Here is a 26,603-nt window from a genome sequence, read left to right on the forward strand (position 1 = left end):
CTCACCTTCCCGCTACACATTTTTCGTAGAGGTCAAGCAGACGACCGTTCGGGTCGTATTCCCGCTTGACGGGCCAGTAGGCGTCGCCGTTGTACAGCTGCCAGAACTGCTCGCGAGCGTAGAACGAGGTCGAGTAGAGCGACTTGTGACCGTCGAGCTCGTGCACTTCGCGCTCGATCAGTCGGTTGTAGTAGCCGTCGAACTGCCCCCGCGGCAACGGCACCATGCCCCAGAATCCGAAGTTCACGTAGAGCCTGCCCGGCTCCAGAGGGTAGAGCGGCCAGCGCGAGCTCGCCCGCAGCGGACACATCCACACCGGTGTCATGCCCACCTTGTCGTGGAAGAACTCCAGGAACTCCGCCCCCCGCTCGACCGGAGCCTCGACGTCCTGGATCACGGACTCCTGTACGGGCTGGTCACGCCACCTGTCGATCCGGGCGGTGACACCATACTTCCGGTCCAGCGCCACGAGGCGGCGGTAGACGTCTGAGCGCATCCAGCGGCGCGGCATGAGGGAGCGGACGACGGGCTGCTGCACGCCGAACGCCCGCGAGCACCAGAACCAGTCGGTGTCCCAGCGCCACAGGTAGTCGCGGATGGTCAGCCAGTCGCGGTTGCGCTGCCTGATCGACTGGTAGTAAATGCGCATCCCGGTGTAGTCCGAGACGTAAGGCGCACGCTCGGCGAAACGGCCGACCGTGATGTACATCTCCCCCGGGGTGAAGAAAACGCCGTCGACGAAGTCGACGTTCTCCCCGTCGTGCACCATGCTGTCGCAGATCTCCTGCAGGGCCAGCATGCATTTGGCCGCGTCCGTGAACTTGACGTGCGTGAGATGCACGTACGGCTGGACCTTGCGGAGCTTGATCCGGATGCGCAGCGCGTAGCCGAGCGTGCCGTAGGAGTTGGGGAACGAGCGGAAGAGCTCCCGGTGCTCGTTGTCGTCGCGGGCCACGATGACGCGCCCGTCACCGGTGAGGATCTCAAGCTCCTCGACCGACTCGTGCGGCAGGCCGTCCCTGAAGCTCGTGGACTCGATGCCGAGCCCGGTCACGGCCCCGCCCAGCGTGATCGTCTTGAGCTGCGGCACCACGTACGGCATCAGCCCGTACGGCAACGTCGCGTCCACCAGGCGCTCGTACGTCGTCATGCCCTGGACCTCGGCCGTCATCGTCTCGGGATCGACGCTGATGACCTCGTCGAGATCTCTCGCCGAGAGCTTGGCCGTCCTGCCACCGTCGCGGAACCTGAAGAGGTTGGACGTGGACTTGGCCAGGCGCGGTGCGGCGCCGCCCGGGATCTCGGCGTACGACTGCCGGATCTGCTCTACTGCCCGTTGGTGTGTCGACATCTTCGTCTCCACGGTTGCACCCCCTTGAGCTGGTAGAGATCGTCCGTAAGAAGGTATCTCCCGTGAGCGACCTCGAACAGACCGGGGTCGTTAAAGACACGAAAACTGTTCATAGTGACAGGTGAAATGCCTAAGTGGTAGGCGATTGCGTAAACTTCCTGCGGATCGTAGGGGTTACGCCATTGACCACGTTGTCCGCCTCGCGCCCCTCGACGGCGGCGGCAAGGTTGTCCAGGGTGGACGTGAGCAAGCGCCCCGTGGCCTCCGGCGTGACGCCCGCGACGTGCGGCGACAGCAGGACGTTCGGGAGGTCCCGAAGCGGGTCGTCGGCCGGCAGGGGCTCCACGTCGAAGACGTCGAGCGCCGCGCCGCCCAGGTGGCCCTCGCGCAGGGCCGCGACGAGCGCCCGCTGGTCCACGACGCCGCCCCGCGCCGCGTTCACGAGCAGGGCGCCCCGCTTCATGCGGCCGGGGTCGACCAGGCCGCGGGTCTCGTCGGAGAGCGCGATGACCACGACCAGCACGTCGCTGGAGGCGATCAGCTCCGGCAGGTCCGCGAAGCCGGGGTCCTCACGGGGCGTGCGGGTCCAGTAGGAGACGTGGCAGCCGAGCGCCTGGAACATCTCCGCGCATGTGGCGCCGATCGGGCCGTAGCCGACGATGCCGACGCGGCGCCCGCGCAGCTCGTAGGGCTGCAGGCCCTGCTGGGGCCACTCACCCGCGCGCACGGCTGCGTCGGCGGCGCCCAGCTTGCGCGACAGCGAGAGCGTGGCGGCCAGGCACCACTCGGAGACCGCCACCGCGCTGACGCCCGGCGTGTTGGCCAGCGGCACCCCGGCCGCCGCCAGTGCGTCGAGGTCGTGGCCGTCCACGCCCACGGACGGCTGCTGCACGAACGCCAGCAGGGGCGCCGCCTTGACCGCCTCGGCGTCCATCGCGAGCGTGCCCGTCCAGTCGCCGAGCACGATCTCCGCCTCTGCCAGCGCGGCCAGCAGCGCGTCCCGGTCGCGGGCGGCGGGCACGCGTACGGCCACCTGCTCACCCAGCGGGGCGAGCAGGTGGCGCATGAGCTCTTCGGGGAGCGGGGGAAGGGCGAGCAGGTTCCAGGGGCTCATGCCCCCACAGTAAAGCTGCTGATCACCTGGCGCATCAGGCCCCTGTTACGCGTCCACTGGGCCTCGGCGACCGTCCAGGACAGGATGTACGAGGTGTTGCCGATGGCGACGACCCGCCGTACCTCGTGGTAGCGGGCGCCCGGCGTGACCCACGGGGCGTCGCCCCCGGTGCCCGCGGTCCAGGAGAACTCCCACTCCGCGGCCTTCGTGCCCTGGTGCACGACCGTCCTGCGGCCGCGGGTGACGACGTCCTGGGCGTTCTGGGCGAGGGTCTCCTGCCCGTCGCGCAGGATCTGGTTCGGGTCGACGGAGGAGTAGACGGCCTCGACCCCGAGATGCGCGTTCCGGTCCCGGCGCGTCCACTCGGTGTTGGCCTCCTTGAGCGCGCCGCGCCAGCCGGTGGGCCGCATGATCGACCAGCCGCCGTCACGCGACTTCCACATGCGCACGATCGGGACGGCCCTGGTCACGCTGGGCGTCGGGGTGGGGGTCGTGCTCGGCTCCGCCGTGTTCGTGGCCGTCGGCGTGAGCGCGCTGGTCGCGGCGGCGGGCTGGGCGGTGTGCCGGGTGCCGCCCTCCGCCGGGGGCGCGAGCTGGAAGTACGCCACCGCGCCGCCCGCGATCACCACGACCGCCGCCGCGGCCGCCGCGAGCAGGGCACGGGCCCGGCCGCCGCCCGCTTTCCGCTCCGGCACGTCCCGGTCGGCGCTCGCGGGCTTGGCGGCGAGGATGGCCTGGAGCAGCCGCTCGGCCTCCGCGGCGTCGACCCGCTGCTCCGGCTCCTTCTGCAGCAGCCCGCGCAGGACCGGATGCATGATCGGCGGGATCCGGCGGTAGTCGGGCTCCTCGCTGAGCAGCGCGTTGAGCGTCGACATGGGGTCGCCCCGCTCGAACGGCGAGCGGCCCACCATGCACGCGTACAGGGTGGCGCCGAGCGACCACAGGTCGGAAGGCGGTCCCGCGTGCTCGGCGCGGACGCGCTCGGGAGCGAGGAAGCTCGGCGAGCCCGTGACCATGCCGGTCTTGGTGAGCGACGGGTCGCCCTCGGCGGTCGCGATGCCGAAGTCCATGAGCACGGCCCGGCCGTCCTCGGCCATGAGGATGTTGCTCGGCTTGACGTCGCGGTGCAGGATGCCCACCTCGTGGGCGCTGCGCAGCGCCGACAGCACCTGCCGGCCCAGCTCGGCCGCCTCCCGCACCGGGAGCGCGCCGGAGGTGAGCACGACCTCCTCCACCGTGGGGTGACGCAGCAGCTCCATCACGATCCACGGACGGCCGCCCTCCTCGACGACGTCGTAGATCGCGACGACGGACGAGTGACTCAGCTTGGCCGCGGTGCGGGCCTCGCGGGCGGTTCTTAAAAGCTGGCGCTCCTGCTCGCCCGGCGACAGCCCAGGGGGCAGCAGGACCTCCTTGATGGCGACCTGCCGGTTGAGCAGGGTGTCCTGCCCCTCCCAGACGACGCCCATGCCCCCGCGGCCCAGTTCGCGTACTAACTGGTAGCGTCCCGCGATGAGCCGGTTGCTATCCGAAACCATGTCCTACCCCTGTTGACCACCCGAACACAGTGGGCAAGTTTCCCATACCTCCCACCTCTTCGCCGGAAGGTCGCGAAGGCGGCTTGCGATAGATCACCGAATGTTGTTCTACTGGGGAGATGCCTGACGTTCGCAGCGGCCCGCTCGCCGGGGTACGCGTCCTGGAGCTGGCAGGGCTCGCACCTGGGCCGTTCGCCGGAATGATGCTGTCCGACCACGGCGCCGAGGTGCTGCGCGTGGACCGGGTCAAGGCGGTCTCCGACCGGCCGCGCGGCGATGTGATGGATCGCGGAAAGCGTACGATCGGGCTGGACCTGAAGTCCCCCGAGGGCGTGGCCGCGTTCAAGGAGCTGGCTCGGCACGCCGACGTCGTGATCGAGGTGTTCCGCCCCGGGGTGGCCGAACGGCTCGGCATCGGCCCCGACGACCTCCACGCGGTGAACGAGCGGCTGGTCTACGGCCGGATGACCGGCTGGGGCCAGGACGGGCCGCTGGCGCCCACGGCCGGCCACGACATCGACTACATCGCGATCTCCGGCATCCTGTCGATGCTGGGCCGCGAGGGCGAGCGGCCGACCCCGCCGATCAACATCCTCGGCGACTTCGCCGGCGGCGGGCTGATGCTGGCGTACGGGGTGCTGCTGGCCCTGTTCGAGCGGGAGCGCACCGGCAAGGGGCGGGTGGTCGACGCGGCCATGGTGGACGGGGCGGCGATCCTGTTCTCGATGTTCTACCAGGCGGCGCAGAGCGGCTTCTGGGGGCCGCGCGGCACGAACCTGCTCGACACCGGCGCCCCGCAGTACGACACGTACGAGACGGCCGACGGCGAGTTCCTGGCCGTGGGCTCGCTGGAGCCGCAGTTCTGGGAGGCGATGGTCAGCCTGATGGGGCTGACCGACCTGCCCGACAGGAACGACCGGGCGCAGTGGCCCGCGCTGAAGGCCCGCCTGGCCGAGGAGTTCGGGAAGCGCACGCGGGCCGAGTGGGAGGCGCTGTTCGAGGGCTCGGACGCGTGCGTCTCGCCGGTGCTGTCCATGGCCGAGGCGCCCCGCCACCCGCACAACGCCGCCCGCGGCTCCTTCGTCGAGATCGGCGGTGTCACCCAGCCGGTGCCCGCGCCCCGCCTGCTCGGCGCGCCCCGGCCGGACCTCTCCCCCGCCACCCGACTCACCGACCTGTCGGAGTGGGGGCTGTCTCAGGAGGAGGCGGACAAGCTCCGCGGCCAGGGGGTGCTCGCGTAGTCCTTGAGCGCGATCGAGTCGTGCAGCCGCACGCCCTTGCTGCTGATCTTGGCGGCCGCCGTGGTGAGCGCCACCGGCAGGTGGTTGATCAACCGGGCTATCGCGGCCAGCGCCCAGAGGTCGAACCGGCTGCCGGGGACGAGCTTCTTGGCCGCGTTGACGGCGAACGTGCGGCTGCGGCGCACGTAGTCACCTATCTCGGCCTCGTAGGCGGGAAAAGCCCGCGTGTGGTCCCCGCCGTAGGTCGCGAGCTCGCCCGCCAGGACGTACGCCCCCACGACCGCCAGGCTCGTGCTCCCGCCGACGGCGGGGCCGGGGCAGTAGCCGGCGTCGCCCACGAGCGTCACCCGGCCGCGTGACCAGGTGTCCATACGGAGCTGCGTGATCGAGTCGAAGTAGAAGGCGGGTGTGCGCTCCAGCTCCGCCATCAGCCGCGGCACCTCCCACCCCATCCCCTCGAAGTGCTCGCGCAGCAACTGCTGCTGCCGGGGGACGTCGCGGTGGTGGTAGTCGAGCTCCCGCGGCGTCCTGAACAGGAACACCGCCCGCGCGTCATCCGAGTGCACGGCGCCGACCCCGGCCATCCGGCCCACCCCCGCGATGACCTTCGTGTGGCCGTCGAGCGCGAGGTCGTCGGGCACCGAGACGACGGCCAGGTACGCGCCGATCCACGCGGTGAAGTCCGACTCGGGGCCGAAGACCAGGCGGCGGACGTTCGAGTGCAGGCCGTCGGCGCCGACGACCAGGTCGAACCTGTCCGTCCTGCCGCTGTCGAAGGTGACCTCGCAGTCCTCGGAGATCGAGGCGATGGAGTCGCCGAACACGTAGTCGACGTCGTGCCGGGTGGCGTCGTAGAAGATCTCGCTCAGGTCGTCGCGCATGATCTCGACGTGCCGGTCGGAGACGGCGCTCATGACGCGGCGCAGCTCCAGCTCGATGGGCCGCGCCTTGCCCTCCCGGTACATCGTGAGCCGCTCGATGCCGGTCTTCTTCGCCGTGACCTGCTCCAGCACGCCCATCTTCTCGACGATGTCCATCGCCGGCCTGAACAGGTCGACCGCGTGGCCGCCGGTCTTCCTGAGCGCCGGGGCCCGTTCGACGACGGTGACGGCGAAGCCGTACCTGGTGAGCCAGTACGCCAGGGCCGGACCCGCGACGCTCGCTCCGGAGATGAGGACCCGCATGGCCGCCTCCTTACTTAACGGATGGTAAGGACGACGCTAGCACCTTACTTAACGATAGGTAAGGGGTATTCTTCAGCCATGCCCAGTGACACCAGAACGCGCATCCAGGAGGTGGCCCGCGAGCTGTTCGCCTCGCAGGGCGTCCAGAACACCAGCCTGCGGCAGATCTCAGACCGGCTGGGCATCACCAAGCCAGCGCTCTACTACCACTTCGCCTCGCGCGACGACCTCGTACGCAGCATCGTCCAGCCGATGGTGGAGGACATCGAGCGGTTCGTCGCGACGCGGCGGCCCGGCGACGCCCGGCGGCTGCTCGACGACTACTTCGAGCTGATCTGGCGGCACCGCGACGTGACCACGATGATGGTGCGGGAGCTGTCCGTGCTGGGCTTCCTCGACCTGGGCACCCGCATGTTCGCCTGGCGGCGGCAGATCATCGCGCTGTTGCTGGGCCCGGAGCTCACACAGGCGCAGCACATCCGGGCGACGGTGGCGCTCGGCGGCATGTCCGACTGCTCGGTGGAGTACGCGAACCTGCCGATCGAGGAGGTCAAGCCGGCGGCCGTCGAAGCGGCGGCCGCCGCGCTCGGTCTCTAGATGGCCAGATAGAGGTCCGCGCCGTCCGGGTGGTGGACCTCGAGGTCAGTGGTGAACGCACGGGCCGGCGTACCCCCCGACTCGGTGTGCTTCCACACCTGCTGCCACACGTCGACGAGGGCCTGCGGCATCGGGCCGCGGACCTCCAGCCGCAGCGACTGGCCGGCCGGCACGCGCACGGCCACCATGCCCTCCGGCAGCCGGGGCACGGTGCGCACGCCGGTGCCGACGATCTGCGTGTAGGCGCCGTGGTGGTCGCTCTCGTAGTCGGTCAGCACCGCGTACAGGTTTTCGTCGACCCGCCCCGGAATGTGCGCGAAGGCCCCGGGAGCGCCGGCCCGCTGCCACAGCATGGGCAGCTTCGCCCTCGACGGATCCATCTCGTCGGCATTCGTGGTGCGTACCGCGAATCCCACCACGATCAATTCGCCCCGTTCGGTGACTTCCACAGGGCCCCTCCCTCCCCCAAAGTGTCCCGGCCGATCATAAGCCCCCGCCAAACGGGGAAACCCCTCATCGGACAGTCACCGCATAAGATGAATGAACGTGAAGTTTCTCAACGACCTCGAGCCTCATTACGACCTGACCTATAGCGACGTGTTCATGGTGCCGTCGCGATCCGCGGTCGGCTCACGGCTCGCAGTCGACCTTTCAACGAACGACGGCACGGGCACCACCATTCCCGTCGTCGTGGCGAACATGACCGCGGTCGCCGGCCGTCGCATGGCCGAGACCGTGGCACGGCGGGGCGGCATCACCGTGCTCCCGCAGGACATTCCGCTGGACGTCGTGACCGACGTCGTCGACTGGGTCAAGAAGCGCGACCTCGTCCACGACACCCCGCTCACGCTCACCCCGCACGACACCGTCGGCGAAGCGCTGCAACTGCTGCCCAAGCGGGCGCACGGCGCGATCATCGTGGTCGACTGGGAAAACCGGCCGGTCGGGGTCCTGACCGACGCCGACTGCCAGGGCGTCGACATGTACACCCAGCTCTCGCAGGTCATGTCGAGCGAGCTGCTGACGCTGCCCGCCGGGCTGGACCCGCGCACGGCCTTCGAGCGGCTGCACGGCGGCCGGCACCGGCTGGCCCCCATCGTGGACCCCGACGGGCGGCTGGTCGGCATCCTCACCCGCCTGGGCGCGCTGCGCGCCACCCTCTACCAGCCCGCGGTCGACGCGCAGGGGCGGCTGCGCATCGCGGCCGCGGTCGGCGTGAACGGCGACGTGGCCGCCAAGGCCAAGGAGCTGCTCGACGCGGGGATCGACTGCCTGGTCGTGGACACCGCGCACGGCCACCAGGAGAAGATGATCTCCGCCCTGCGCGCCGTCAAGGCCCTCGACCCCGGCGTGCCCGTGGCGGCGGGCAACGTGGTGACGGCGGAGGGCGTGCGCGACCTGGTGGACGCCGGGGCCGACATCCTCAAGGTCGGGGTCGGGCCCGGGGCCATGTGCACGACGCGGATGATGACCGGCGTGGGGCGGCCGCAGTTCTCCGCCGTGCTGGAGTGCTCGGCGGAGGCCCGGCGGCTGGGGCGGCACGTGTGGGCGGACGGCGGGGTACGCCATCCGCGCGACGTGGCGCTGGCGCTGGCCGCGGGGGCGTCGAACGTGATGATCGGCTCATGGTTCGCGGGGACGTACGAGTCGCCCGGCGACACCCACACCGATGCGAACGGGCGCAAGTACAAGGAGAACTTCGGGATGGCCTCCGCGCGGGCCGTGCGGCTGCGGACGGCGGACGACTCGGCGTTCGAGCGGGCCAGGAAGGCGCTGTTCGAGGAGGGCATCTCGACCTCCCGCATGTACCTGGACCCGAAGCGGCCCAGCGTGGAGGACCAGATCGACGGCATCGTGGCGGGGCTGCGGTCGGCGTGCACGTACGCGGGGGCGTCGAACCTGGAGGAGTTCCACGAGCAGGCGGTGGTCGGGGTCCAGAGCTCGTCCGGCTACGCCGAGGGGATGCCGCTGCACCAGAGCTGGTGATCTCAGCTGCGACGCCAGCCGCCGGCGGCGTGGATGCCGCCGTCCACGTGCAGCGTCGCCCCCGTGACGAACCTGGCCAGGTCGCTGGCCAGGAACACGGCCGCGCCCGCGGCCTCCTCCGGGCCGCCGAGCCGGCCGAGCGGCGGGACGCGTACCGGGTCGTAGGGCAGGGGCCGGGCCAGCATGCGCTCGCGCACGCCCGACTCGCCCTCGGTCCGCAGCGCGTCGGGCGCGATCGCGTTCACCCGGATGCCCCGGGGGGCCAGCTCCAGGGCGAGCGTCTTCGTCAGGCTCTCCACCGCGGCCTTCATCGCCGCGTACACCGCGAACCCCGGAGCCGCCTGGTGAGCCTCGCTCGACGTCACGTTGATGATCGACGCGCCCGGCGGCATCAGCGGCAGCAGCCGCCTGATCATGCCGGTGACCTGCGAGAAGTTCTCCTCGACGAGGATCTGCTCCCCGCGCGGCGAGGTGTCGGCGAACGACGCGTGGAAGGTGCCGCCCGCGTTGTTGACCAGCACGTCCACCCGGCCCCACCTATCGCGGATGGCCTGGGCGAAGATCTCCACCGCCACGTGGTCGCGTACGTCGAGCGTCATCGCCAGCTCGGCCCGCGGCTTGTCGCGGTCGCACACGGCGACGTGAGCGCCGAACGCGGCGAACGTCTCGGCGATCGCCAGCCCGATGCCCCTGGCCGCCCCGGTGACCACGGCGACGCGCCCGGTGAGCAAGATCGCATCCGGAGAAAGGGCGGTCATGAACGATGACGATATCCCGACCGCATAGAGTCGTCGGGTCTCATTGTCAGCAATCATCAACAGGAGCACTTCGTGGCACTCGAAAAGCCCGAGATCGACTTTCCCGAGGGCAACCCGCCCGCCGACCTGGAGATCGTCGACCTGACCGTGGGCGACGGCGCGGAGGCCAAGCCCGGCCACACCGTACGCGTCCACTACGTGGGCGTCGCCTTCTCGACCGGCGAGGAGTTCGACGCGTCGTGGAACCGCGGCGACGCGTTCGAGTTCCCGCTCGGCGGGGGGCGCGTCATCGCGGGCTGGGACCAGGGGGTCGCGGGCATGAAGGTCGGCGGCCGGCGCAAGCTGGTCATCCCGCCGCACCTCGGTTACGGCAGCCGGGGGGCCGGCGCGCGCATCAAGCCGAACGAGACGCTCATCTTCGTCGTCGACCTGCTCGGCGTCAGCTAACACCCTCTCCACCCGGGGCGGGCCACCCACACCAGGCGGCCCGCCCCTGGGGACCGCCGCTTTCCCACCAGGGCCCGCCAACCCACCCCTGGCCCCTCAACGCCAACACGGCACCCGACCCTGACAAGCACCCACCCCGGGCCCGGTACCCCGCCCGGACGAGCACCCACGCCACCGCGACGCCACCGCGCTCGAGGATCACCCACAGCAACGCAACGCCCCGGCCTTGACGGCACCCACGCCAACGAGACGCCCACCCCCGGGGAGCGCCCAGCCCGACGTGGCGCCCCACCCCGACCAGCCGCCCGCGCGCCCCGTCCTGGCGCGACGGGGTCACGTACAGCCGCACACCACCCTCCCCAGAGCGCGACCAGCTCGGCCGGCACCGCCACCCCACCCTGGCGTAACCCTCCGGCCTCATGCGGAAGCCCACCCGGCACAACGATCGCCCCACCCCCAGCCCGCGGGGACGGTTGCGCGGCACCAGGCCGCCCTCCCGAAACGAGAGGGGCCTCCTGAAACGAGAGAGGCCCTCCCGAAATGAGAGGCCCCAACGGCGACAAATCCCAAAGGGGGAACAACCGGACTCAGGGCCGTGCCGGGAACAAGGCAGACACTTGGCCGATATCGGGTGGGGAAATGTCGGCGCAGTAAGGCAACATAGGCGTGTGCTTCTGATCGACGTGGTCCGGGTTTCCGAGGCGGTGGCGCGCACGTCCGCTCGGCTCGGCAAAGTGGGCCATCTGGCGGAGCTGCTGGGCCGGGTCGGCCCGGAGGAGGCGGAGATCGCGATCTCGTACCTCTCGGGCGAGCTGCCCCAGCGGCAGGTGGGCGTGGGCTGGCGCACGTTGGAGGACATCCCCCAGCCCAAGCTGGCCGCCACGGCCACACTGACCGCGGTCGACGAGCTGCTGACCAGGATCAAGGCGGTCTCCGGCCCGGGCTCGCAGGCCGCGCGCAAGGCGCTGGTGGCCGAGCTGTTCGCGGGGCTGACGAGTCAGGAGCAGCAGTTCATGCGCCGGCTGCTGTTCGGCGAGCTGCGGCAGGGCGCGCTCGACGGCGTCATGATCGAGGCGGTGGCCAAGGCGTCCGGCGCGCCGTCGGCCGACGTGCGGCGCGCGCTCACGCTGCGCGGCTGGCTTCCCGCGGTCGGGGCGGGCGCGCTGAGTGGCGGGGTCGAGGCGCTACGCGCGTTCCGGCTGCAGGTGGGGCAGGCGGTCTCGCCCATGCTGGCGGGCAGCGCCCCCAACGTGGCCGCCGCGCTGGAGAAGGCCGGCACCCCAGCGGCGCTGGAGTGGAAGCTCGACGGCATGCGGGTGCAGGCCCACCGCTCGGGCTCCGAGGTCAGGGTCTTCACGCGTACGCTCGACGACATCACGCCGCAGGTTCCCGAGCTGGTCGAGGCCGTGCTCGACATGCCGTACGACGATCTCGTGCTGGACGGCGAGGTGATCGCGCTGCGTCCGGACGGGCGGCCGCACCCGTTCCAGGTGACGGCGAGCCGCGCGACCAGCAAGACCAACGTCGCCCAGCTGCGCGAGCAGACACCGCTGAGCGTGTTCTTCTTCGACGCCCTGCGGGTGGACGGCGCCGACCTGCTCGACCTGCCCTATTCGCAACGCCAGGAGGCACTCGCCCGCGCGGTCCCCCAGGGGCTGCTGACGCCGCGGATGGTGACGGGGGACGTCGGCGAGGCGGAGAAGTTCTTCACGGACGTGGTCAAGGCAGGCCACGAGGGCCTGGTGGTCAAGTCCCTGGCTTCCCCTTACGCGGCCGGCCGCCGGGGCGCCGGATGGATCAAGGTCAAGCCACGTCACACGCTCGACCTGGTCGTCCTGGCCGCCGAGTGGGGCCATGGGCGGCGCGAGGGCAAGCTCTCCAACCTCCATCTCGGCGCGCGTGACCCTTCGGGTGGGTTCGTGATGCTCGGCAAGACGTTCAAGGGCCTGACGGACGAGCTGCTGGCCTGGCAGACCGAGCGCTTCCTCGAGCTGGCCGAGGGGCCCACCGACCACTGGACGGTCACGTTGCGGCCGGAGCTGGTCGTGGAGATCGCCTTCGACGGGGTCCAGCGTTCCCCTCGCTATCCCGGCGGCATGGCCCTGCGTTTCGCCCGCGTGCTGCGCTACCGCCCGGACAAGCGTGTCGAAGACGCCGACACGGTCGACACCGTGCGCTCCCTGATGCTGTAACCCCTGCCCGCACAGCGGCTTCCACGCACACCCCGGCCTCACCCAAAACCAGCGGCCCCGCCCAGAGACACCCAGCCGCAACCGCGGAGACCGTCGCTGCCTTCGCGGCCTTCGCGGCCGCCGAGACCGCCAAGACCGTCTCGACCGTCTCGACCGTCTCGACCGTCGAAGAAGAACACCACACACGACCGACGGCTTGATCGTCCCCGCATTTGGCCCTGCTGACCACGCGAGACACGCCATTTGCCGATCAAGACCGCTTTTTCATGATTCCCGGAACACTAAAGATCCACGGCATACGCTGGGCGTTCTTGGCAATCTTGTGGCTTAAGTGAGATATGTCACTGGTTGTCCCATTAAGTTGTCTTTACTCGGGCTTTGTCGCATATGTTCGTCCTCACTGCGCGGGAGCCCCCTCCCCGCCTCGCGGATCGGTCGCCGAACGCCCTCCACCCCCTCCGGCCCGGCCTTTCCCTGCCCTATCCCCTAGCTAGGACTGTGGTTTACTTTGGGCCAGCATTCCCTCAAGCCAACCCCCCAGGACCGCAAGCTCACCGCAGGCAAGCGCCGCTGGATCACCATCGCGGCCGGCGCGGCCGTCGTGGCCGCAGCCTCCACCGCCGCCTGGGCCGCCATGGACACCACCGACTCCCCCAACCACCCCTCGGGCTCCCCCACTCCGCTCCAGGCCAAGCCCATGAACGAAGCCGCCCGCCAGGCGACCCCCCAGTCGCCCTCGCCGCTCCCCAAACCCCCGGCGGCCCACCCGAAGCCCACCGAGTACTCGGCGACCGCCCAGCCGAACACCACCGGCTCCCCCACGGCAGCCTCCTCGAAGCCGACCGCCCAGTCCGCGGCCACCAGCCGCCCGGCCTCCGGCTCCGCGACCGCCGAAACCGCGTCGCCCACGCCCCCGAAGACCACCAAGTCTCCGACCCACAAGCCGAAGACCCGCGTACTCTCCTCCGGAACCTGCGGCGCCTCGTACTACGGCGAACCCCAGATGACGGCCAGCGGCGAACGCTTCGACCCCTCCGCCATGACCGCCGCCCACAAGACCCTCCCCCTGGGCAGCAAGGTCCGCGTCACCAACCCCGACACCGGCGAATCGGTCACGGTCCGCATCAACGACCGCGGCCCGTACGTGGGCGGCCGCTGCCTCGACCTCTCCGAAGCCGCCTTCGCCGCCATCGGCAACACCAGCGCCGGCGTCATGCGCGTCAAGTACGAAGTCCTATCCCGCTGACGCCCCCAAGCCCGTAGCCCTCAAACCGACAGCCCCCGCCCCGACCCGTTGAACCCGAACCCGCCTGCCACTCCGGTGGGCTGGACCGGGCTTGGACCCGGGTGCGGTCCTGTACCGGGCTGGACTTGGCCCGGGTGAGATCCTGTGCCGGGCTGGACCGGGCCCGGCCGATGCGCGGCCCAGCCGACGCAGGACCCGACCGACGCAGGGCCCAGCCGACGCGGAGCCTGGCCGACGCAGGACCCGACCGAGGGCCGGTGGAGTCACTTCACCAGGCGGGTCAACCAGCGGAGTCACTTCACCAGGCGTAGCGTCAGCGGGTAGCGGAAGTTGCCCTCCGTCAGGGACGTGACGCCACCGACGATGGAGAGGATGACGGCGGCGACCCAGATGAACGGGAGCAGCACGACGCCGATGACCGTGAACGGCAGGAGGACCGTGGCCCCCACCACCGTGATCTGGAAGTTGAGTGCCTCCAGCGCCTGCCTGCGGATGTAGGGAGAGGTCTTGGCACCGGTGAGGAGCAGGATCAGCGGGCCGGCGATCGGGATGCCGACGACCATCAGCAGGTGGCCGACGGCGGCGGCGAGGCGTTCGTTGCTCTCCGGCACCCGCTCGGGGCGGACCGGAGGCGGGAGTGGAGCGAGTTGGGGTACGGCTTGGGTGCCGTACAACTCGGTCATGATGGGCATCAGATCACCGTGCGTGCGCGCCGTCATCGCGCGCTCCAACCGGTCGTCGAACTCGAGCTTGTCGAAGCGGCCCTCCGCGTAGGCAGCCTTTACATGCTCGACCACGTGCTCACGGTCCTGGTGGGTGACGCGCAGATGAGCTGGCGGCACCTGTCCCGGCCTGGAGGTTTGCGGCACCCCAGCCATAATCGCCATGCCTCTCCTTTGAGAATCGGGCAGTCACCTCTCATACTGCGTCTCCCGAACCCCCAGTGCCATCGGGAGAATCCCCGATGTATCCCCTAGATCATCCCCGACGCACGAAGGCTCCAGACGGTATAAAAAGGATTCATGAGATGGCGAGACCGCTACGGCATTCGTCGATTGCGCGGCCCCAAGGTCGCGAAGTTCGACCGCGAGGCGACTGACGCCGACATCGAAGCGCTTATCGCCTTTGCCCGTTCGCGGCGGGGCGTGGAGTTCTACGTCGAGCCGGAGACTTTCGCCACCGACACGACCGCTGTGGCGGTCGCGGACGACGGCGAATGGACCAGACGCAGGGTCGGCTCGCCTGCCGTGATCCACAAGGTTGCCCGCGATCTTGCCCTCCCGGTTTATGACGTCCAGCTCACCGGATATCCCCCACGCATGCGCGCCTACAACGAACGCCGCCGCCGCGAAGAGGGCACCGGCACCTGACCGCCAACCACCATCCACCAACGACCGTCCGCGGGCAGGCCCGTCGGCGGACCGCTGACTGGCCGTCGGCACAGCGCCAGCGGATCCTCAGTCGGCGAAGCACTGGCTGGCGACCGGCGTAGTTTCGGCGGTCCCCGTCAACGGACCACTGACTGGTCATCGGCACAGCGCCGACGGGTCCTCAGTCGGCGGAGCACTGGCTGACGACCGGCGTGGTGCCGGCGGTCCCCGTCTGCGGACCCCTACTGACGACCGGCGCAGCGCCACCGGATCCCCCGTCAGCGGACCACTGACTGGCGACCGGCGCAGTGCCAGCTGACGCTGACAGCCGACAACTCATAACCGGCAGTCCACGACCGGGCGCCCTGTCCTGGCCATGGACTATCGCCTTGCCCCGGCTCACCGGTATCCGGCCGCCCTGTCCTGGCGTGGACCATCTCTGCGCGGTGGTGCGCGGAAGCGGTGTTCGACGCTGCAGGAATGGCCAGCCTCGACATCTGCGACGGCGCATGCCGCACGCCTTCCATGCGAGTGTTCTCAGTGCCGATCCGCTTCTCGCCGTCGTGACCTTGCTCCGTTGCATCACGAAGTGGAGCAGTTCGCTCGCCGTCCAAGCCACATGACCTAAGGGCATCTTCGATTCGTCCTCGTGCGGATGGCCGCTCACGCTGGGGCGATGCAAGGTGGTTTCGCTTGGTGCGCTTGGCGGGGCTCTTGTGGGCGGTGGCAGGCGGGCGCTATTCGGGCTGGGAATGGGGGTCGTCTTCGTCCAGGAGGTTCACCAGTGGGAGGAGCCAGGAGGGATGGGGTGGGCCCATGGCGGCGTCGAGTTCGGCTGGGGTGGGGAGGCGGTCTCGGAGGATCGTGGGAGACAGGAGGTTTTGGAGGGCGTGCATGAGGAGGTTGGCCATCGAGTAGCTGGGGTCGATGGTCAGGGCACGTTCCAGGGCGATGGTGGCCTGGACGTTGTTTCCCTCGCGCCAGGAAGCCATCGCCAGGAGGGATGCGGCCGGCGGGACGAAGCGGCGTTCCAGTCTGCGGGTCAGGTCTTTCCATAGGAGTACGTGGGAATCCTGCATGAGGGTCCAGCCCTCGTCGCGGACTCTGGTGAGCGATAGCGCCAGGCCTAGTTTCGCCGCCTCTGCGTCGTCGAGGCGGCCGCCTTCCTCGTGGGTTTGGAGGGCTGATCGCACCCTGTCCACGCTTTCGGCGATGAACTGCGTCGCGAAGGTGTCGAGGTTTGTGGTGGCTGTCAGGTCGGCCCGGAATTCTGTGATCGCGTCGGCGGTGGCCCTGCGCATTGCCATGCGTACCGGGCCTGTGATGGGGGCGATGGTACGTTCCAGGGATTCGCGATCGGGAAGGGCCACCAGGCCGCGTACGGTCGCCTCGGCGGCGATCTGGCTGGTGGTCAGGTCGTACGGGGTGCCTTCGGCGGGGCAGCACGTTGCGAGGTCGCAGATGTAGGACCAGTAACGGCCCTCGTGTGTTCGTAGCGCTTCGCCTATGTGGAGCTCGGCCTTGGTGGCGAGGAGTCTGGCCTCGTCGACTGCCGGTGTCACCAGTTCCCCCGGGCCGTAGCCGACGATGACGATCTCTGTTACGCCTTCTCGATCGAAGACGGGTTCCAAGGAGGCGAGGGTGCCCGGCGGGAAGGGGAGGCTCCATCTGGCGACCACTTTGGCCTGGCGACGGTCGAGGCCGATCACGATGAGGCTGGCCTTCGGGTGGAAGCCGACGAGGTATGGCACAGCGGCCAGGATGTCGGTGGGGCTGGTGAGGGTGAGACAGTCCTCCGGCTCCGGGTCATTGTCCAGGTCCAGGTCCAGGTCTGAGTCCGGGTCTGAGTCCGGGTCCAAGTTCGGGTTCGGGTTCGGGTTCGGGTTCGGATTCAGCGACGTGAAGCTGGATGAGGAGGAGGGCGAGGGGGCGGAGAGTGACGCGGGCGAGGGTCGTACGGACATGGGTGACGGCGAGGGAACGGCGGGGGTGGGGCGGGGGTGCTCGGAGTTGGAAGCAGGAGTGGGGTTGGGGGTAGGGATGGGCGCGGGAGTGGAGCGGTCGGTCGTCATGAGGCCCTAGGGTGCCTGGGCGACGGCTTTGGAATTGGGCCCGAATGCGGTTCTGGGGATGGTGGGGGCGTCCAAGGCCGGGGTTGTGGATAACTACCGGCGGGTTTCCGGCTGGGGCTCTTTGGGTGGCAGTGGTTCTGATGACTGGGTGATGGCTGGCGTTGGTGCCCGACGGGTGATTGGGCCAGCCCGCGAGTCCCCAGGCGAGCCGAAGGCACAGGTGGGTTGAGAGTGCAGGCGGATCGAGAGCGCAGGCAGACCCGAGGGCTCAGGCGGGCCGAGGGCATAGGCGAGCCGAGGGCGCAGGTGGATTGAGAATGCAGGTGGGCCGAGGGTGCAGGTGGGTTGGGTGCAGGTGGGTTGAGGGCTGAGGGGTTATGGGGTTGGGGTTAGGCGGGTGCGGGCCAGGAGGGCGGCGCCGGCTACGGCGGCGGGCATGGCGATGACCGCGACGAACGGCACCAGGAACAGCAGGAATCCCACCACCCCGAACCCCAGCGCACTCCCCATGTTCGCGCGCAGCAGCGCGAAGCGTTGCTTTCGGGCTATGCCCCGCCGTTCCAGCGCCAGGGTGGTGAGCTCCACCGTCAGGAAGAAGCCCGAGACGAGTGCCCCGAGCACCGGGATCACCGTCTGGCCGATGACCGGCACGAAGCCCAGGAAGAACAGCGGGATCGTGAAGAGGAGCACGTAGAACAGCGTGATCAGGCTGTCCCTGATCGAGCGCGGCAGGGTGCGCCACCACGGCTGTTCCTCAGCCTCGGGGAGCGGGTCCACCTCCGCCGACAGGCGCTCGTAGAACGGCTCCCCGATCGCCAGCGTGAGCGCGGTGAAGGTCAGTACGGCCAGCGCCAGCCCCCCGAGGAACAGGAGGATCCCCATCAACGTCCGGAAGAGGTCCCGCCAGCCCCACGAGTCAGCGAACGGCGTCAGGAACGCGGCCAGGTCACTGGCGTTCGAGCCGAGAAAGACCAGCGCCACGACGTACACGGCGAACGCGATCAGCGCCGGGATCAGCCCGAACAGCCACCAGCGACCGTGCCGGGCGACCCACCCTAACCCCTGGAAGAAGAAGCCGACGCCGGACGTGAAGTCGCGCAGTGATCGCATGCCCGGCAGGCTAGCGCCAGAACGACGTCACCGCGTAGCCCAGCTCCGCGAACAGGTCACGAAGCAGCGGCAACGAGATGCCGATCACGTTGCCGTGGTCGCCCTCGATGCCCTCGACGAACCACCCGCCGCGCCCGTCGATGCTGAACGCCCCCGCCAGGCTGAGCGGCTCCCCCGTGGCGGCGTACGTGGCGATCTCCTCGTCGGACGGCTGGCCGAAGCGGATCACGGTGGTGGCGACCTGCGCCGCCTGCTTGCCCGCGGCCACGTCGATCACGCAGTGGCCCGTCACCAGGCGCCCCGTGCGACCGCGCATGAGCCGCCACCGCTCGGTGGCCTCCTCCGCCGTGGCGGGCTTGCCGTAGGGGCGGCCGTCCAGCTCCAGGATCGAGTCGCAGCCGATGACCAGCCCCTCGTCGAGCCCGCTCGCGACCGCCTCCGCCTTGGCCTTGGCGAGCACCAGGCTGAGGGCCGCCGGGGTGTGCGCGGAGAACGACTCCTCGTCGACGCCGCTGACGATCACCTTGGGGTCGAGGCCGGCGCTGCGAAGGAGGGCGAGGCGAGCGGGGGAGGCTGAGGCCAGAACGATCACCGCATAAGCCTACCGGGCACCTGCATCGCGTCTTTCACCAGCGTTCAGAGTGTGTTCCACCAGCGTCTTTCACCAGTGTCTTTCACCAGTCGGGGTTCGAGGTCCCGGGGGCGACCTCGCGCGGGTCCTCCTCCACGTGGCCGCCGATGCGGGGGTCCCCCTCCACGCGGCCGCCGATGCGTGGATCCCTCTCCACGCGGCCGCCGATCCGCGGGTTCCCCTCCTCGGAGCCGCCCACGCTCGCGTCCCCCTCCTCGTGGCCGTCCGGGGCGCCGCGGCGGCCCATCGCGCCGGTGTCGGAGGGTGACCGGGACTCGTACGGCCCGCCCTGCGCCGGCACTCCGCCGCCGAGGACGGCGTCCAGCAGGCCCTCGAGCAGCTCGCCCAGCTCGCCCGGCCGGGCCGCGTGCTCCCGGTCCAGGTCGTCGGCCATGGCGCCGGCGTTCATGTCGCGGCTCGCGGCCCGGTCCGCGAGCAGGGACATGATCATGGGTGCGATCAGGGGCAGCAGCCTCATGATGAATCGCGGGTCGACCCCGGCGAACCGCGACAACCCGTCCGCGGCCTGCTCCGTTCCCTGGGTGCCCAGGACGTGACCGAGGATGCTGTGCCCGTCCCGGGTCAGCGAGGCCACGTCACCGCTGAACGGATCGGTGTCCACGTGGTCGTCCAGGGCCGCCCGCAGGGCGTCGGCGCCGTCGGGGTGCCGGGCGTTGCGGGCCATGCCCCCGACGATGACGCCCGCCACGGCCTGGACCACGTCGCGGGCCGTGGTCGCGTCCGTGCCGAGCATCCCGGCGATCTGTTCCAGCCCTGAGTCTCCGAGCTCGGCCAGAAGCTCGTCAGTCAGCGTCACGACAGTCCCCCGATCGTTGTTCCGGGAGAGCTGCCCCGACCGGGACCGGAGCAATGCCCGATTTGCGCTAATTCTCGGAAAAACCTGCCTAAGCGCTCACGGGGCTCGGCGCGGCCGATGAGGCCAGACCCGCCGCCGCGTACGCGCCGGCCTCGTCGAGCGTCTCGTGTTCGAGCAGGGCCTCCACGATGGCGTCGAGCTTGTCGCGGTTGTCGCTGAGGATCTGGACCGCGCGTTCGTAGCACTCGTCCACGATCCGCCGCGCCTCCTCGTCGACGGTGGCGAGCGTCGCGGGCGAGGCCTGCGGCGGCTGGCCGTCGTTGGGCAGGATGGTCAGCGGGCCGACCTTCTCCGACATGCCCCAGCGCCCGACCATGCCCCGGGCGATCATGGTGACCTGTTCCAGGTCGTTCTCGGCGCCGGTGGTGATGACCCCGTACACGACCTGCTCGGCCGCCATGCCGCCGAGCGCGCCGGTAATGCGCCCGCGCAGATACTGCTCGTCGTAGGCGTACCGGTCGGTGTCGGGGGTGGACAGCGTGACCCCGAGCGCCCGCCCGCGCGGGATGATCGAGATCTTCCTGACCGGGTCGGCGCCTGGCTGGAGCATGCCGAGCAGCGCGTGACCGGCCTCGTGGAAGGCGGTCCTGGTGCGCTCCTCCTCCGGCATCACGATGCTGCGGGCCGCGCCGAGCTGCAGCTTCTCCAGCGCGTCGGCGAAGTCGGACATCGTGACCTTCTCCTTGCCGCGCTTGGCGGCGAGCAGGGCGGCCTCGTTGACCAGGTTGGCCAGGTCGGCGCCGGTCATGCCGGGGGTGGTCTTGGCGAGCTGGTCGGGGCTGACCTCGCCGTCCAGCGGCACGCCCCGCGTGTGCACCTGCAGGATGGCGGTGCGGCCTGCCGCGTCCGGCAGCCCCACCTGGACCGTACGGTCGAAGCGCCCGGGACGCAGGAGCGCCGGGTCGAGGACCTCGGGACGGTTCGTGGCCCCGATGACGATCACGCCTTCGGCGCCAGAGAAGCCGTCCATCTCGGTGAGGATCTGGTTCAGCGTCTGCTCGCGCTCGTCGTGGCCGCCGAGGCCGCCGGCCCCGCCGCGGGCCCGGCCGATGGCGTCGATCTCGTCGATGAACACGATCGACGGCGCCACCTTCCGCGCCTCCTCGAACAGGTCACGCACCCGCGAGGCGCCCACGCCCACGATCATCTCGATGAACTCGGAGGCGCTGGCCGAGAAGAACGGCACCTTGGCCTCGCCCGCGACCGCCCTGGCCAGCAGCGTCTTGCCGGTGCCGGGAGGGCCGGCGAGCAGCACGCCCTTGGGCAGCTTCGCGCCGAGCCTGCGGTATTTCCCGGGGTCCTTGAGGTAGTCGACGATCTCGACGAGCTCGTTCTCGACCTCGTCGATGCCCGCGACGTCGTCGAACGTGACCCGCACCTGCCCCGCCTCGACCGGCTTGGCGGCCTTGGACCTGCCGAGCCCGCCCAGGCCGCCGCCCATCATGCTGGCGCCGCGGCGCATGACCCAGATCCACAGCCCGGCCAGCAGCAGCACGGGCAGCAGCGAGAGCAGCAGGTTGGAGAAGAAGCCGCGGGTGATCGGCTTGGAGGTGATCTCGACCTGGCCGGTGGACAGCTGCTGGTCGAGCTGGTCGGTGTTGGCGAAGGCCGGGATCTCGGTCGCGAACTTCGTGTAGGACTCGTTGCTCTCGGGGTTCTTCGCCGCCGCGCGCAGGTCGCCCTCGACCGACAGGCCCTGGGCGTAGATGTCCTTGACGTTCTTGGCGTTCACCTGCTTGGTGAACTCGGTGTACGAGATCGTCTCGACGGATCCGCTGTCGACGAACGACGACACCAAGAAGAAGCCCGCGTACACCACGAGCAAGGTGACGACGAATCGCCACCAGTTGATCTTGGGCCGACCTCCGGGTGTGCCCGGCAGGCCCTCCGAACGCCAGGGCGGCTTGCCCTTGCCGTTCTTCGGCGCCTGCGGCTGTCCCGAGCGTTCCACGGCGTCACTCCCCACATCGCCGCATACATGATCCTTTTAGCCTAGAACACGCACCCCGGCGACCACGCGGCCGATGTCTCGCCACTGTTTGCGCTGCGAGTCAGGCACTGTGACGAACGCCAGCCCCGGCTTACTCATTCCCCCGTCCATCACGACGACGGCCGCCCGAGACTGATGCTTTCCGTATTTGACGCTGTATACGAGCATCCAGCCGCGTTTGACGGGTTGCGAGGCGAGCCAAGTGATCTTGGCGCCCTCGGGGTGGTGGTTGAGCGTCCAGCGGGCCGCGAGCAGCGCCGTGTCGCGCGGGGACTTCTGCCGCATGATCGGGAGCGGGCAGGTGACGAACATGCCGCGCCGGCCTGAGCGCGTGCCAGGGAGCACCTGCTTGGAGGTGAACGGCGCCGCGCCGTACGACTTCCACGGCCGGGAGAGGTTCGGCACGGCCAGCCCGGTGCGGGCGTCCTTGACGACCTTCTTGGACGGGGAGGGCAGGGACATCCGCTTGATCCGGCCCGTCAGCTTGGGGAGGCGCGGGTCGGCGTACAGGGCCTGCATGGCCGTGTAACCGGGCGCGAGCGACGGGCCGGGTGAGGGAGCCGCCGTGGGCGCCGCGGGAGGCGTGAGAGAGGGCTCGGCGGACGGTGGGGACGCCGCCGAGGAGGGTGCGGGGCCGGACGAGGACGGTGCGGCCGGCGGCGCGGTTACCGGCCCCGCCGCGACCTCGTCCGGCCCTGACGGGAGCACCACGACCAGCGCCACAGCCGCGACCACGACTGCGCCGATCACGGCGAACCCCCGGTACACCACCCGCATCCGGATATCTCCGATACGGGAGCGTTTGGGCGGAGAAGGAGGGATTCCGGGCCTCGCCGCGGTCCTCACTTGGGAACCCTTGATCTCTTCTTCCCCATCGAGCACGAGCGGAGCGTACGACATATCCGGCCATTGCGCCTTGGAAGCTACCGAAGTGCAATCATGGGCAACGTGGAACAGGTTGAGCTGCGATTCGACCACGCCTCGCAAGCGTCCCAAACACACACGAACCTCTCAGCGATCCGCCAGGGCTCCGCGGGCCTCTGGGTGGCCGGCGACGAGACCGCGACCTTCGAACACCTGACGTGGACGGGCGACCACTTCGGCGACCAGCGCACGTTCGCGCTGGCCGACTACGTCGAGCTGCCCGCGGGCCCCGAGGACGAGGCCGACATCGAGGGCCTGGCCCGCGCGAACGGCTACCTCTGGCTGGTCGGCTCGCACAGCCTCAAGCGCAAGAAGGTCAAGTCGAAGGACCCGGAGAAGGCCGCCGAGCGGCTGGCCACGGTGGTCCGGGAGGAGAACCGGTTCGTCCTGACCCGGCTGCCGCTCCACGACGAGACCCCCGGCCCCGGAACGATCCTCTCCGGCAAGGACAACCTGACCGCGCACCTGCGCGACGACCGGCACCTGGCGCCGTTCCTGGAGCTGCCGGGCAAGGACAACGGGCTCGACATCGAGGGCATCGCCGTCCTGCCCGAGCAGATCTACATCGGGCTGCGCGGCCCCGTGCTGCGGGGCTGGGCGGTGCTCCTGGAGCTGCGGCTGGAGGACGCGGGCAGGTCACGGCTGCGGCTGCGGGAGCCGTACAGGAAGCACTTCCTGGACCTGGGCGGGCTGGGCGTGCGGGACCTCTGCCCGGACGGCGACTCGCTGCTGATCCTCGCCGGCCCGACCATGGACCTCGACGGTCCCGTACGCGTCGTGCGCTGGCGGCCCGGCGCCAGGCGCGGGGTCGTCCCGCAGGACGAACTGGAGACGGTGATCGAGCTGCCCTACGGCGTGAAGTGCGACCACCCAGAAGGGCTGGCGCTGCTGGGCGACGGCAGGCTCATGGTCGTCTACGACAGCCCGTCACCCGCGCGGATCACCCCGGCGGGCGGCGTGCTGGCAGACGTCTTCACGATCTAGCGACGCGGCCGCACCCGCGACCCGCGGCCGGGCGCCCGTCCTCACGGTCTGGCGACGCGCCCGTACAGCCAGGGCGCGTCCGCCACGAACGTGCACGATCCCGGCTCGATCTCCGTGAACCCGGCGTCGCGCACCACGGGCAGCCCGGCCGCGGCCATGTCGTCGAAGTCACCCTGGGAGGCCGCGGTGCGCACGGACACCGCGAGGCCGCGGGCCCGCCACGCCTCCCGCTCGGCCGCGTCACTGGCCCACCAGGCGAGCTGGGCGGCGTGCCCGGCCTGCGCCATGGCCTTGCCCGCGGACATGTCCAGCCCCGGGTTGGCCCACAGGACCGGCGGATCGGCAGGCGGCGGATCGGCGGTGTCGCTCAGCTCGGTGCCGCCCACCTGCAACCGCGCGAGGTCACGCGGCCACCCGTCGAGCGGCACCGGCGGATGTACGCGCACCTCGGCCGTGCGGTGCTCGACGGTGCGCCCAGGCAGCGCGACCGCCCGCCGCCACTCGGCGCCCCTGGCCCGGCGGACCACCTTGCGGATCTTGCCGGTGGACTGCCAGGAGTGCAGCTCGGCGGCCCACTCGCCGGGGTCGTCCAGCAGGCTCAGCACGGCCGTCGCGGCCGCTTCCAGGGCGTCGGTGCGTTCGGGGGGAGTGGCCCGCTCGATCCTGACGACCAGCGGCAGGACATACAGCTCAGAATTCATCGCTCTCTAGAATGCCTGATCGCCAGGGACATGCCCGCCGCCAGGAGGCACAGAGCGCCGGCGCCGTACCAGGCGAGGTCGTAGGCGCCCAGGTGGTCGCGGGTGAGACCGGCGCCGACCGCGGCGAACGCGGCGCCCACCTGGTGCGAGCCGAACACCCACCCGAACACCACGGCGCCGTCGGCCCCGTAGATCCGCCGGCACAGCGCCACCGTGGGCGGCACGGTCGCCACCCAGTCCAGCCCGTAGAACACGATGAAGATCAGCATGCTGGGCTCGGTCGTGGCCGCGAACAGGCTCGGCAGCACCATCAGGGAGAGCCCGCGCAGCGCGTAGTAGACGCCGAGCAGCACCTTGGGGTCGACCCGGTCGCTGAGCCAGCCGGACGCGACCGTGCCCGCGATGTCGAAGATCCCGATGACCGCCAGCAGGCCGGCCGCCACGGGCTCGGCCATGCCGTGGTCGTGCGCGGCGGGGATGAAGTGGGTGCCGACCAGGCCGTTCGTGCTGGCGCCGCAGATCGCGAAACCGCCGGCGAGCAGCCAGAACGGCCGGGTCCTGGCCGCCGAGGCGAGCACGGTGACCGCCCTGACCGCCGCGTTCACCTTGCTCGGCGCGGCGCGGACCGCGCCCGGCTCCGCGCCGAGGGCCGTCGTTCCCACGTCGGCGGGGTGGTCGCGCAGCAGCCACCACACGAACGGCACCACCGCCAGCGCCGCCGCGGCCACGGTCAGGGAGGCGAAGCGCCACCCCGGCCCCTCGGCGAGCTGGGCGAGCACGGGCAGGAAGATCAGCTGCCCGGTGGCGCCCGCCGCGGTGAGCACGCCCGTGACCAGCCCCCGGTGGCGGACGAACCAGCGGTCCACCACGGTCGCGGCGAACACCAGCGCCATCGAGCCCGTCCCGAGCCCCACGAGCACGCCCCAGAACAGCAGGAGCTGCCAGCTCGCGGTCATCAGCATGGTCAACCCGCTGCCCGCGGCGATCAGCAGCAGCGCGAGGGAGACCACGCGGCGCATGCCGAAGCGGTCCATCAGGGCGGCGGCGAAGGGGGCGGTCAGGCCGTAGAGCACCAGGTTGACGGAGACGGCCAGGGAGATCGTGCCGGCCGACCAGCCGAACTCCTCGTGCAGGGGGGTGATCAGCACGCCGGGGGTGGCACGGAACCCGGCTGCGCCCAGGATCGCCACGAAGGCGACGGCCGCCACGAACCAGGCCCGATGCACCCGGCGGCGCGTGGGGGCGGTGGTGCTCAACGTCATGCGCTAATCGTGCTTTATCCCATTACAAGGTCACGAGTGGCCGGATGGTCAATATATGAAAGAATCCGGCCATGACACACCGCGTGGCAGTCGTCGTGCTCAACCACTTCGCCACCATCGACCTCGGCGTGCCCGGCCAGGTGTTCGGGACCGCGGAGACGGCCGACGGCGAGAAGCTGTACGAGGTGGTGACCTGCTCGGAGGATCGCATGCCGGTCCGCTGCTCGGCGGGCTACAGCGTGCAACCCGACCACGACCTCGACGTGCTCGACAGCGCCGACACGGTCGTGGTGCCCGGCATCCACGCGGGCCGGGCGCTGCTGGACGGCGTCATCTCGGAGACGCTGGCCGAGGCGCTACGGGGACGGCCGCGGATCCTGTCGATCTGCACGGGCGCGTTCGTGCTGGCCGCCGCGGGCCTGCTCGACGGGCGCCCGGCCACCACCCACTGGCGCAACGCCGACCGGTTCGCGCAGCTCTTCCCGCGGGTGAAGCTGGACCCCGACGTGCTGTACGTGGACGACGGCGACGTGCTGACCTCGGCGGGCGTGGCGGCCGGGCTCGACCTGTGCTTCCACGTGATCAGGAACGACCACGGCAGCGAGGTGGCCAACCGCGCGGCCCGCCGCTGCGTCATGCCGCCCTGGCGGGACGGCGGCCAGGCCCAGTACATCGACCGGCACCTGCCGGAGGCGGGCGGCGGCACGGCGGCCACGCGCGACTGGATGCTGGCCCACCTGGACCGCCCGCTCGACCTGACCGCGCTGGCCGAGCACGCCAGGATGAGCGTGCGCACGTTCACCAGGCGCTTTCGCGACGAGACCGGCGTGAGCCCGGCCAGGTGGCTGAACGGCCAGCGGGTCCAGCACGCCAGGCAACTGCTGGAGACCACCGACCTGGGCGTGGAGGAGGTGGCCAGGAAGGCGGGGTTCGGCACGGCGGTCTCGCTGCGCCAGCATCTGCACGCGGCCGTCGGGGTTTCGCCCCTGGCGTACCGGCATACGTTCCGGCGACTCTGATTCGCCACG

General features: G+C 70.4%; 24 protein-coding genes. 9 read left to right on the forward strand and 15 right to left on the reverse strand.

The window, feature by feature from the left end; genetic code table 11:
• Position 1 precedes the first annotated feature (1 nt).
• The 3 genes from ABZS69_RS20665 to ABZS69_RS20675 all read right to left on the reverse strand — a co-directional run bounded on the left by ABZS69_RS20665 (position 2) and on the right by ABZS69_RS20675 (position 4,003).
• Positions 2 to 1,351 (reverse strand): FAD-binding oxidoreductase, encoded by a 1,350-nt coding sequence (locus tag ABZS69_RS20665; RefSeq protein ID WP_355374563.1) that lies wholly within the window; start codon positions 1,349 to 1,351, stop codon positions 2 to 4.
• Positions 1,352 to 1,481: 130 nt separating this feature from the next.
• Entirely contained in the window at positions 1,482 to 2,465 is a 984-nt protein-coding gene (locus tag ABZS69_RS20670) for an NAD(P)-dependent oxidoreductase (protein WP_355374566.1), read from the reverse strand.
• The gene (locus tag ABZS69_RS20675) at positions 2,462 to 4,003 is read right to left on the reverse strand and encodes a serine/threonine-protein kinase (protein WP_355374568.1); all 1,542 of its coding nucleotides are present in this window, start codon (positions 4,001 to 4,003) and stop codon (positions 2,462 to 2,464) included. The genes ABZS69_RS20670 and ABZS69_RS20675 overlap by 4 nt, the downstream gene beginning before the upstream one ends.
• A 119-nt stretch (positions 4,004 to 4,122) precedes the next feature.
• On the opposite strand from ABZS69_RS20675, the gene ABZS69_RS20680 reads away from it, so the two are divergent.
• A complete protein-coding gene (locus ABZS69_RS20680) occupies positions 4,123 to 5,244 on the forward strand; it encodes a CaiB/BaiF CoA-transferase family protein (protein ID WP_355374571.1) in 1,122 nt (373 codons plus the stop codon).
• Here the strand turns inward: ABZS69_RS20680 and ABZS69_RS20685 are convergent.
• The gene (locus tag ABZS69_RS20685; RefSeq protein WP_355374573.1) at positions 5,199 to 6,428 is read right to left on the reverse strand and encodes an FAD-dependent monooxygenase; all 1,230 of its coding nucleotides are present in this window, start codon (positions 6,426 to 6,428) and stop codon (positions 5,199 to 5,201) included. The genes ABZS69_RS20680 and ABZS69_RS20685 overlap by 46 nt on opposite strands.
• Before the next feature lie 78 nt (positions 6,429 to 6,506).
• On the opposite strand from ABZS69_RS20685, the gene ABZS69_RS20690 reads away from it, so the two are divergent.
• On the forward strand, positions 6,507 to 7,025 hold the full coding sequence (locus tag ABZS69_RS20690; RefSeq protein WP_355374575.1) for a TetR/AcrR family transcriptional regulator: 519 nt from the start codon (positions 6,507 to 6,509) through the stop codon (positions 7,023 to 7,025).
• Here the strand turns inward: ABZS69_RS20690 and ABZS69_RS20695 are convergent.
• Positions 7,022 to 7,474 (reverse strand): GyrI-like domain-containing protein, encoded by a 453-nt coding sequence (locus ABZS69_RS20695; protein ID WP_355374578.1) that lies wholly within the window; start codon positions 7,472 to 7,474, stop codon positions 7,022 to 7,024. The two genes, ABZS69_RS20690 and ABZS69_RS20695, sit on opposite strands and share 4 nt — an antisense overlap.
• Before the next feature lie 97 nt (positions 7,475 to 7,571).
• Here ABZS69_RS20695 and ABZS69_RS20700 point away from each other — a divergent pair, with 97 nt between their 5' ends.
• The gene (locus ABZS69_RS20700) at positions 7,572 to 9,011 is read left to right on the forward strand and encodes a GuaB1 family IMP dehydrogenase-related protein (protein ID WP_355374581.1); all 1,440 of its coding nucleotides are present in this window, start codon (positions 7,572 to 7,574) and stop codon (positions 9,009 to 9,011) included.
• 2 nt (positions 9,012 to 9,013) lie between these two features.
• On the opposite strand, the gene ABZS69_RS20705 is transcribed toward ABZS69_RS20700, so the two are convergent.
• Positions 9,014 to 9,769: an SDR family oxidoreductase gene (locus ABZS69_RS20705; protein ID WP_355374584.1), complete on the reverse strand. Its 756-nt coding sequence runs from the start codon at positions 9,767 to 9,769 to the stop codon at positions 9,014 to 9,016.
• A gap of 72 nt (positions 9,770 to 9,841) precedes the next feature.
• Here ABZS69_RS20705 and ABZS69_RS20710 point away from each other — a divergent pair, with 72 nt between their 5' ends.
• The 3 genes from ABZS69_RS20710 to ABZS69_RS20720 all read left to right on the forward strand — a co-directional run bounded on the left by ABZS69_RS20710 (position 9,842) and on the right by ABZS69_RS20720 (position 13,654).
• A complete protein-coding gene (locus ABZS69_RS20710; protein ID WP_355374587.1) occupies positions 9,842 to 10,216 on the forward strand; it encodes an FKBP-type peptidyl-prolyl cis-trans isomerase in 375 nt (124 codons plus the stop codon).
• 668 nt (positions 10,217 to 10,884) lie between these two features.
• The gene (locus tag ABZS69_RS20715) at positions 10,885 to 12,408 is read left to right on the forward strand and encodes an ATP-dependent DNA ligase (protein ID WP_355374590.1); all 1,524 of its coding nucleotides are present in this window, start codon (positions 10,885 to 10,887) and stop codon (positions 12,406 to 12,408) included.
• A 508-nt stretch (positions 12,409 to 12,916) separates the two neighbouring features.
• Positions 12,917 to 13,654: a septal ring lytic transglycosylase RlpA family protein gene (locus tag ABZS69_RS20720; protein WP_355374593.1), complete on the forward strand. Its 738-nt coding sequence runs from the start codon at positions 12,917 to 12,919 to the stop codon at positions 13,652 to 13,654.
• A gap of 293 nt (positions 13,655 to 13,947) precedes the next feature.
• Here the strand turns inward: ABZS69_RS20720 and ABZS69_RS20725 are convergent, their stop codons facing one another.
• Positions 13,948 to 14,541, reverse strand: coding sequence for a DUF1707 and DUF4870 domain-containing protein (locus ABZS69_RS20725; protein WP_355374595.1), 594 nt, complete (start codon positions 14,539 to 14,541; stop codon positions 13,948 to 13,950).
• 135 nt (positions 14,542 to 14,676) lie between these two features.
• Between ABZS69_RS20725 and ABZS69_RS20730 the strand changes: the two genes are divergently transcribed.
• The gene (locus ABZS69_RS20730) at positions 14,677 to 15,024 is read left to right on the forward strand and encodes a hypothetical protein (RefSeq protein ID WP_355374598.1); all 348 of its coding nucleotides are present in this window, start codon (positions 14,677 to 14,679) and stop codon (positions 15,022 to 15,024) included.
• Positions 15,025 to 15,761: 737 nt separating this feature from the next.
• On the opposite strand, the gene ABZS69_RS20735 is transcribed toward ABZS69_RS20730, so the two are convergent.
• The 6 genes from ABZS69_RS20735 to ABZS69_RS20760 form a co-directional block, all read right to left on the reverse strand.
• Complete coding sequence (locus tag ABZS69_RS20735) at positions 15,762 to 16,883, reverse strand: DUF4192 domain-containing protein (RefSeq protein ID WP_355374601.1); 1,122 nt, start codon at positions 16,881 to 16,883, stop codon at positions 15,762 to 15,764.
• A gap of 588 nt (positions 16,884 to 17,471) precedes the next feature.
• Positions 17,472 to 18,206 (reverse strand): EI24 domain-containing protein, encoded by a 735-nt coding sequence (locus tag ABZS69_RS20740; protein ID WP_355374603.1) that lies wholly within the window; start codon positions 18,204 to 18,206, stop codon positions 17,472 to 17,474.
• Positions 18,207 to 18,216: 10 nt separating this feature from the next.
• The gene (locus ABZS69_RS20745; protein ID WP_355374606.1) at positions 18,217 to 18,798 is read right to left on the reverse strand and encodes a nucleoside triphosphate pyrophosphatase; all 582 of its coding nucleotides are present in this window, start codon (positions 18,796 to 18,798) and stop codon (positions 18,217 to 18,219) included.
• An 82-nt stretch (positions 18,799 to 18,880) separates the two neighbouring features.
• On the reverse strand, positions 18,881 to 19,654 hold the full coding sequence (locus ABZS69_RS20750) for a DUF937 domain-containing protein (RefSeq protein ID WP_355374609.1): 774 nt from the start codon (positions 19,652 to 19,654) through the stop codon (positions 18,881 to 18,883).
• A gap of 88 nt (positions 19,655 to 19,742) precedes the next feature.
• Positions 19,743 to 21,665, reverse strand: coding sequence for an ATP-dependent zinc metalloprotease FtsH (gene ftsH / locus ABZS69_RS20755; RefSeq protein ID WP_355374612.1), 1,923 nt, complete (start codon positions 21,663 to 21,665; stop codon positions 19,743 to 19,745).
• A gap of 36 nt (positions 21,666 to 21,701) precedes the next feature.
• The gene (locus ABZS69_RS20760) at positions 21,702 to 22,481 is read right to left on the reverse strand and encodes a hypothetical protein (RefSeq protein ID WP_355374615.1); all 780 of its coding nucleotides are present in this window, start codon (positions 22,479 to 22,481) and stop codon (positions 21,702 to 21,704) included.
• Between the two features lie 171 nt (positions 22,482 to 22,652).
• Here ABZS69_RS20760 and ABZS69_RS20765 point away from each other — a divergent pair, with 171 nt between their 5' ends.
• Complete coding sequence (locus ABZS69_RS20765; RefSeq protein ID WP_355374618.1) at positions 22,653 to 23,612, forward strand: DUF3616 domain-containing protein; 960 nt, start codon at positions 22,653 to 22,655, stop codon at positions 23,610 to 23,612.
• A 41-nt stretch (positions 23,613 to 23,653) separates the two neighbouring features.
• Here the strand turns inward: ABZS69_RS20765 and ABZS69_RS20770 are convergent, their stop codons facing one another.
• Together ABZS69_RS20770 and ABZS69_RS20775 are read right to left on the reverse strand one after the other, a co-directional pair.
• Complete coding sequence (locus ABZS69_RS20770; protein ID WP_355374621.1) at positions 23,654 to 24,313, reverse strand: peptidyl-tRNA hydrolase; 660 nt, start codon at positions 24,311 to 24,313, stop codon at positions 23,654 to 23,656.
• Positions 24,310 to 25,575: an MFS transporter gene (locus ABZS69_RS20775; protein ID WP_355374624.1), complete on the reverse strand. Its 1,266-nt coding sequence runs from the start codon at positions 25,573 to 25,575 to the stop codon at positions 24,310 to 24,312. Before ABZS69_RS20775 ends, ABZS69_RS20770 begins: the two co-directional genes overlap by 4 nt.
• A gap of 71 nt (positions 25,576 to 25,646) precedes the next feature.
• Here ABZS69_RS20775 and ABZS69_RS20780 point away from each other — a divergent pair, with 71 nt between their 5' ends.
• The gene (locus ABZS69_RS20780; RefSeq protein ID WP_355374627.1) at positions 25,647 to 26,594 is read left to right on the forward strand and encodes a helix-turn-helix domain-containing protein; all 948 of its coding nucleotides are present in this window, start codon (positions 25,647 to 25,649) and stop codon (positions 26,592 to 26,594) included.
• The last annotated feature ends 9 nt before the right edge of the window (positions 26,595 to 26,603 follow it).

Origin of the sequence: Nonomuraea sp. NPDC005650, assembly GCF_040605375.1 — a bacterium.
Taxonomy (GTDB): Bacteria; Actinomycetota; Actinomycetes; order Streptosporangiales; family Streptosporangiaceae; genus Nonomuraea.

Bases quoted from the DNA above. Each gene is read 5' to 3' on its own strand.
- ABZS69_RS20760 (WP_355374615.1), bottom strand. From the start codon at position 22,481: ATGCGGGTGGTGTACCGGGGGTTCGCCGTGATCGGCGCAGTCGTGGTC.
- ABZS69_RS20705 (WP_355374584.1), bottom strand. From the start codon at position 9,769: ATGACCGCCCTTTCTCCGGATGCGATCTTGCTCACCGGGCGCGTCGCC.
- ABZS69_RS20775 (WP_355374624.1), bottom strand. From the start codon at position 25,575: ATGACGTTGAGCACCACCGCCCCCACGCGCCGCCGGGTGCATCGGGCC.
- ABZS69_RS20685 (WP_355374573.1), bottom strand. From the start codon at position 6,428: ATGCGGGTCCTCATCTCCGGAGCGAGCGTCGCGGGTCCGGCCCTGGCG.
- ABZS69_RS20690 (WP_355374575.1), top strand. From the start codon at position 6,507: ATGCCCAGTGACACCAGAACGCGCATCCAGGAGGTGGCCCGCGAGCTG.
- ABZS69_RS20665 (WP_355374563.1), bottom strand. From the start codon at position 1,351: ATGTCGACACACCAACGGGCAGTAGAGCAGATCCGGCAGTCGTACGCC.
- ABZS69_RS20780 (WP_355374627.1), top strand. From the start codon at position 25,647: ATGACACACCGCGTGGCAGTCGTCGTGCTCAACCACTTCGCCACCATC.
- ABZS69_RS20770 (WP_355374621.1), bottom strand. From the start codon at position 24,313: ATGAATTCTGAGCTGTATGTCCTGCCGCTGGTCGTCAGGATCGAGCGG.
- ABZS69_RS20675 (WP_355374568.1), bottom strand. From the start codon at position 4,003: ATGGTTTCGGATAGCAACCGGCTCATCGCGGGACGCTACCAGTTAGTA.
- ABZS69_RS20740 (WP_355374603.1), bottom strand. From the start codon at position 18,206: ATGCGATCACTGCGCGACTTCACGTCCGGCGTCGGCTTCTTCTTCCAG.
- ABZS69_RS20730 (WP_355374598.1), top strand. From the start codon at position 14,677: ATGAGATGGCGAGACCGCTACGGCATTCGTCGATTGCGCGGCCCCAAG.
- ABZS69_RS20725 (WP_355374595.1), bottom strand. From the start codon at position 14,541: ATGGCGATTATGGCTGGGGTGCCGCAAACCTCCAGGCCGGGACAGGTG.
- ABZS69_RS20670 (WP_355374566.1), bottom strand. From the start codon at position 2,465: ATGAGCCCCTGGAACCTGCTCGCCCTTCCCCCGCTCCCCGAAGAGCTC.
- ABZS69_RS20680 (WP_355374571.1), top strand. From the start codon at position 4,123: ATGCCTGACGTTCGCAGCGGCCCGCTCGCCGGGGTACGCGTCCTGGAG.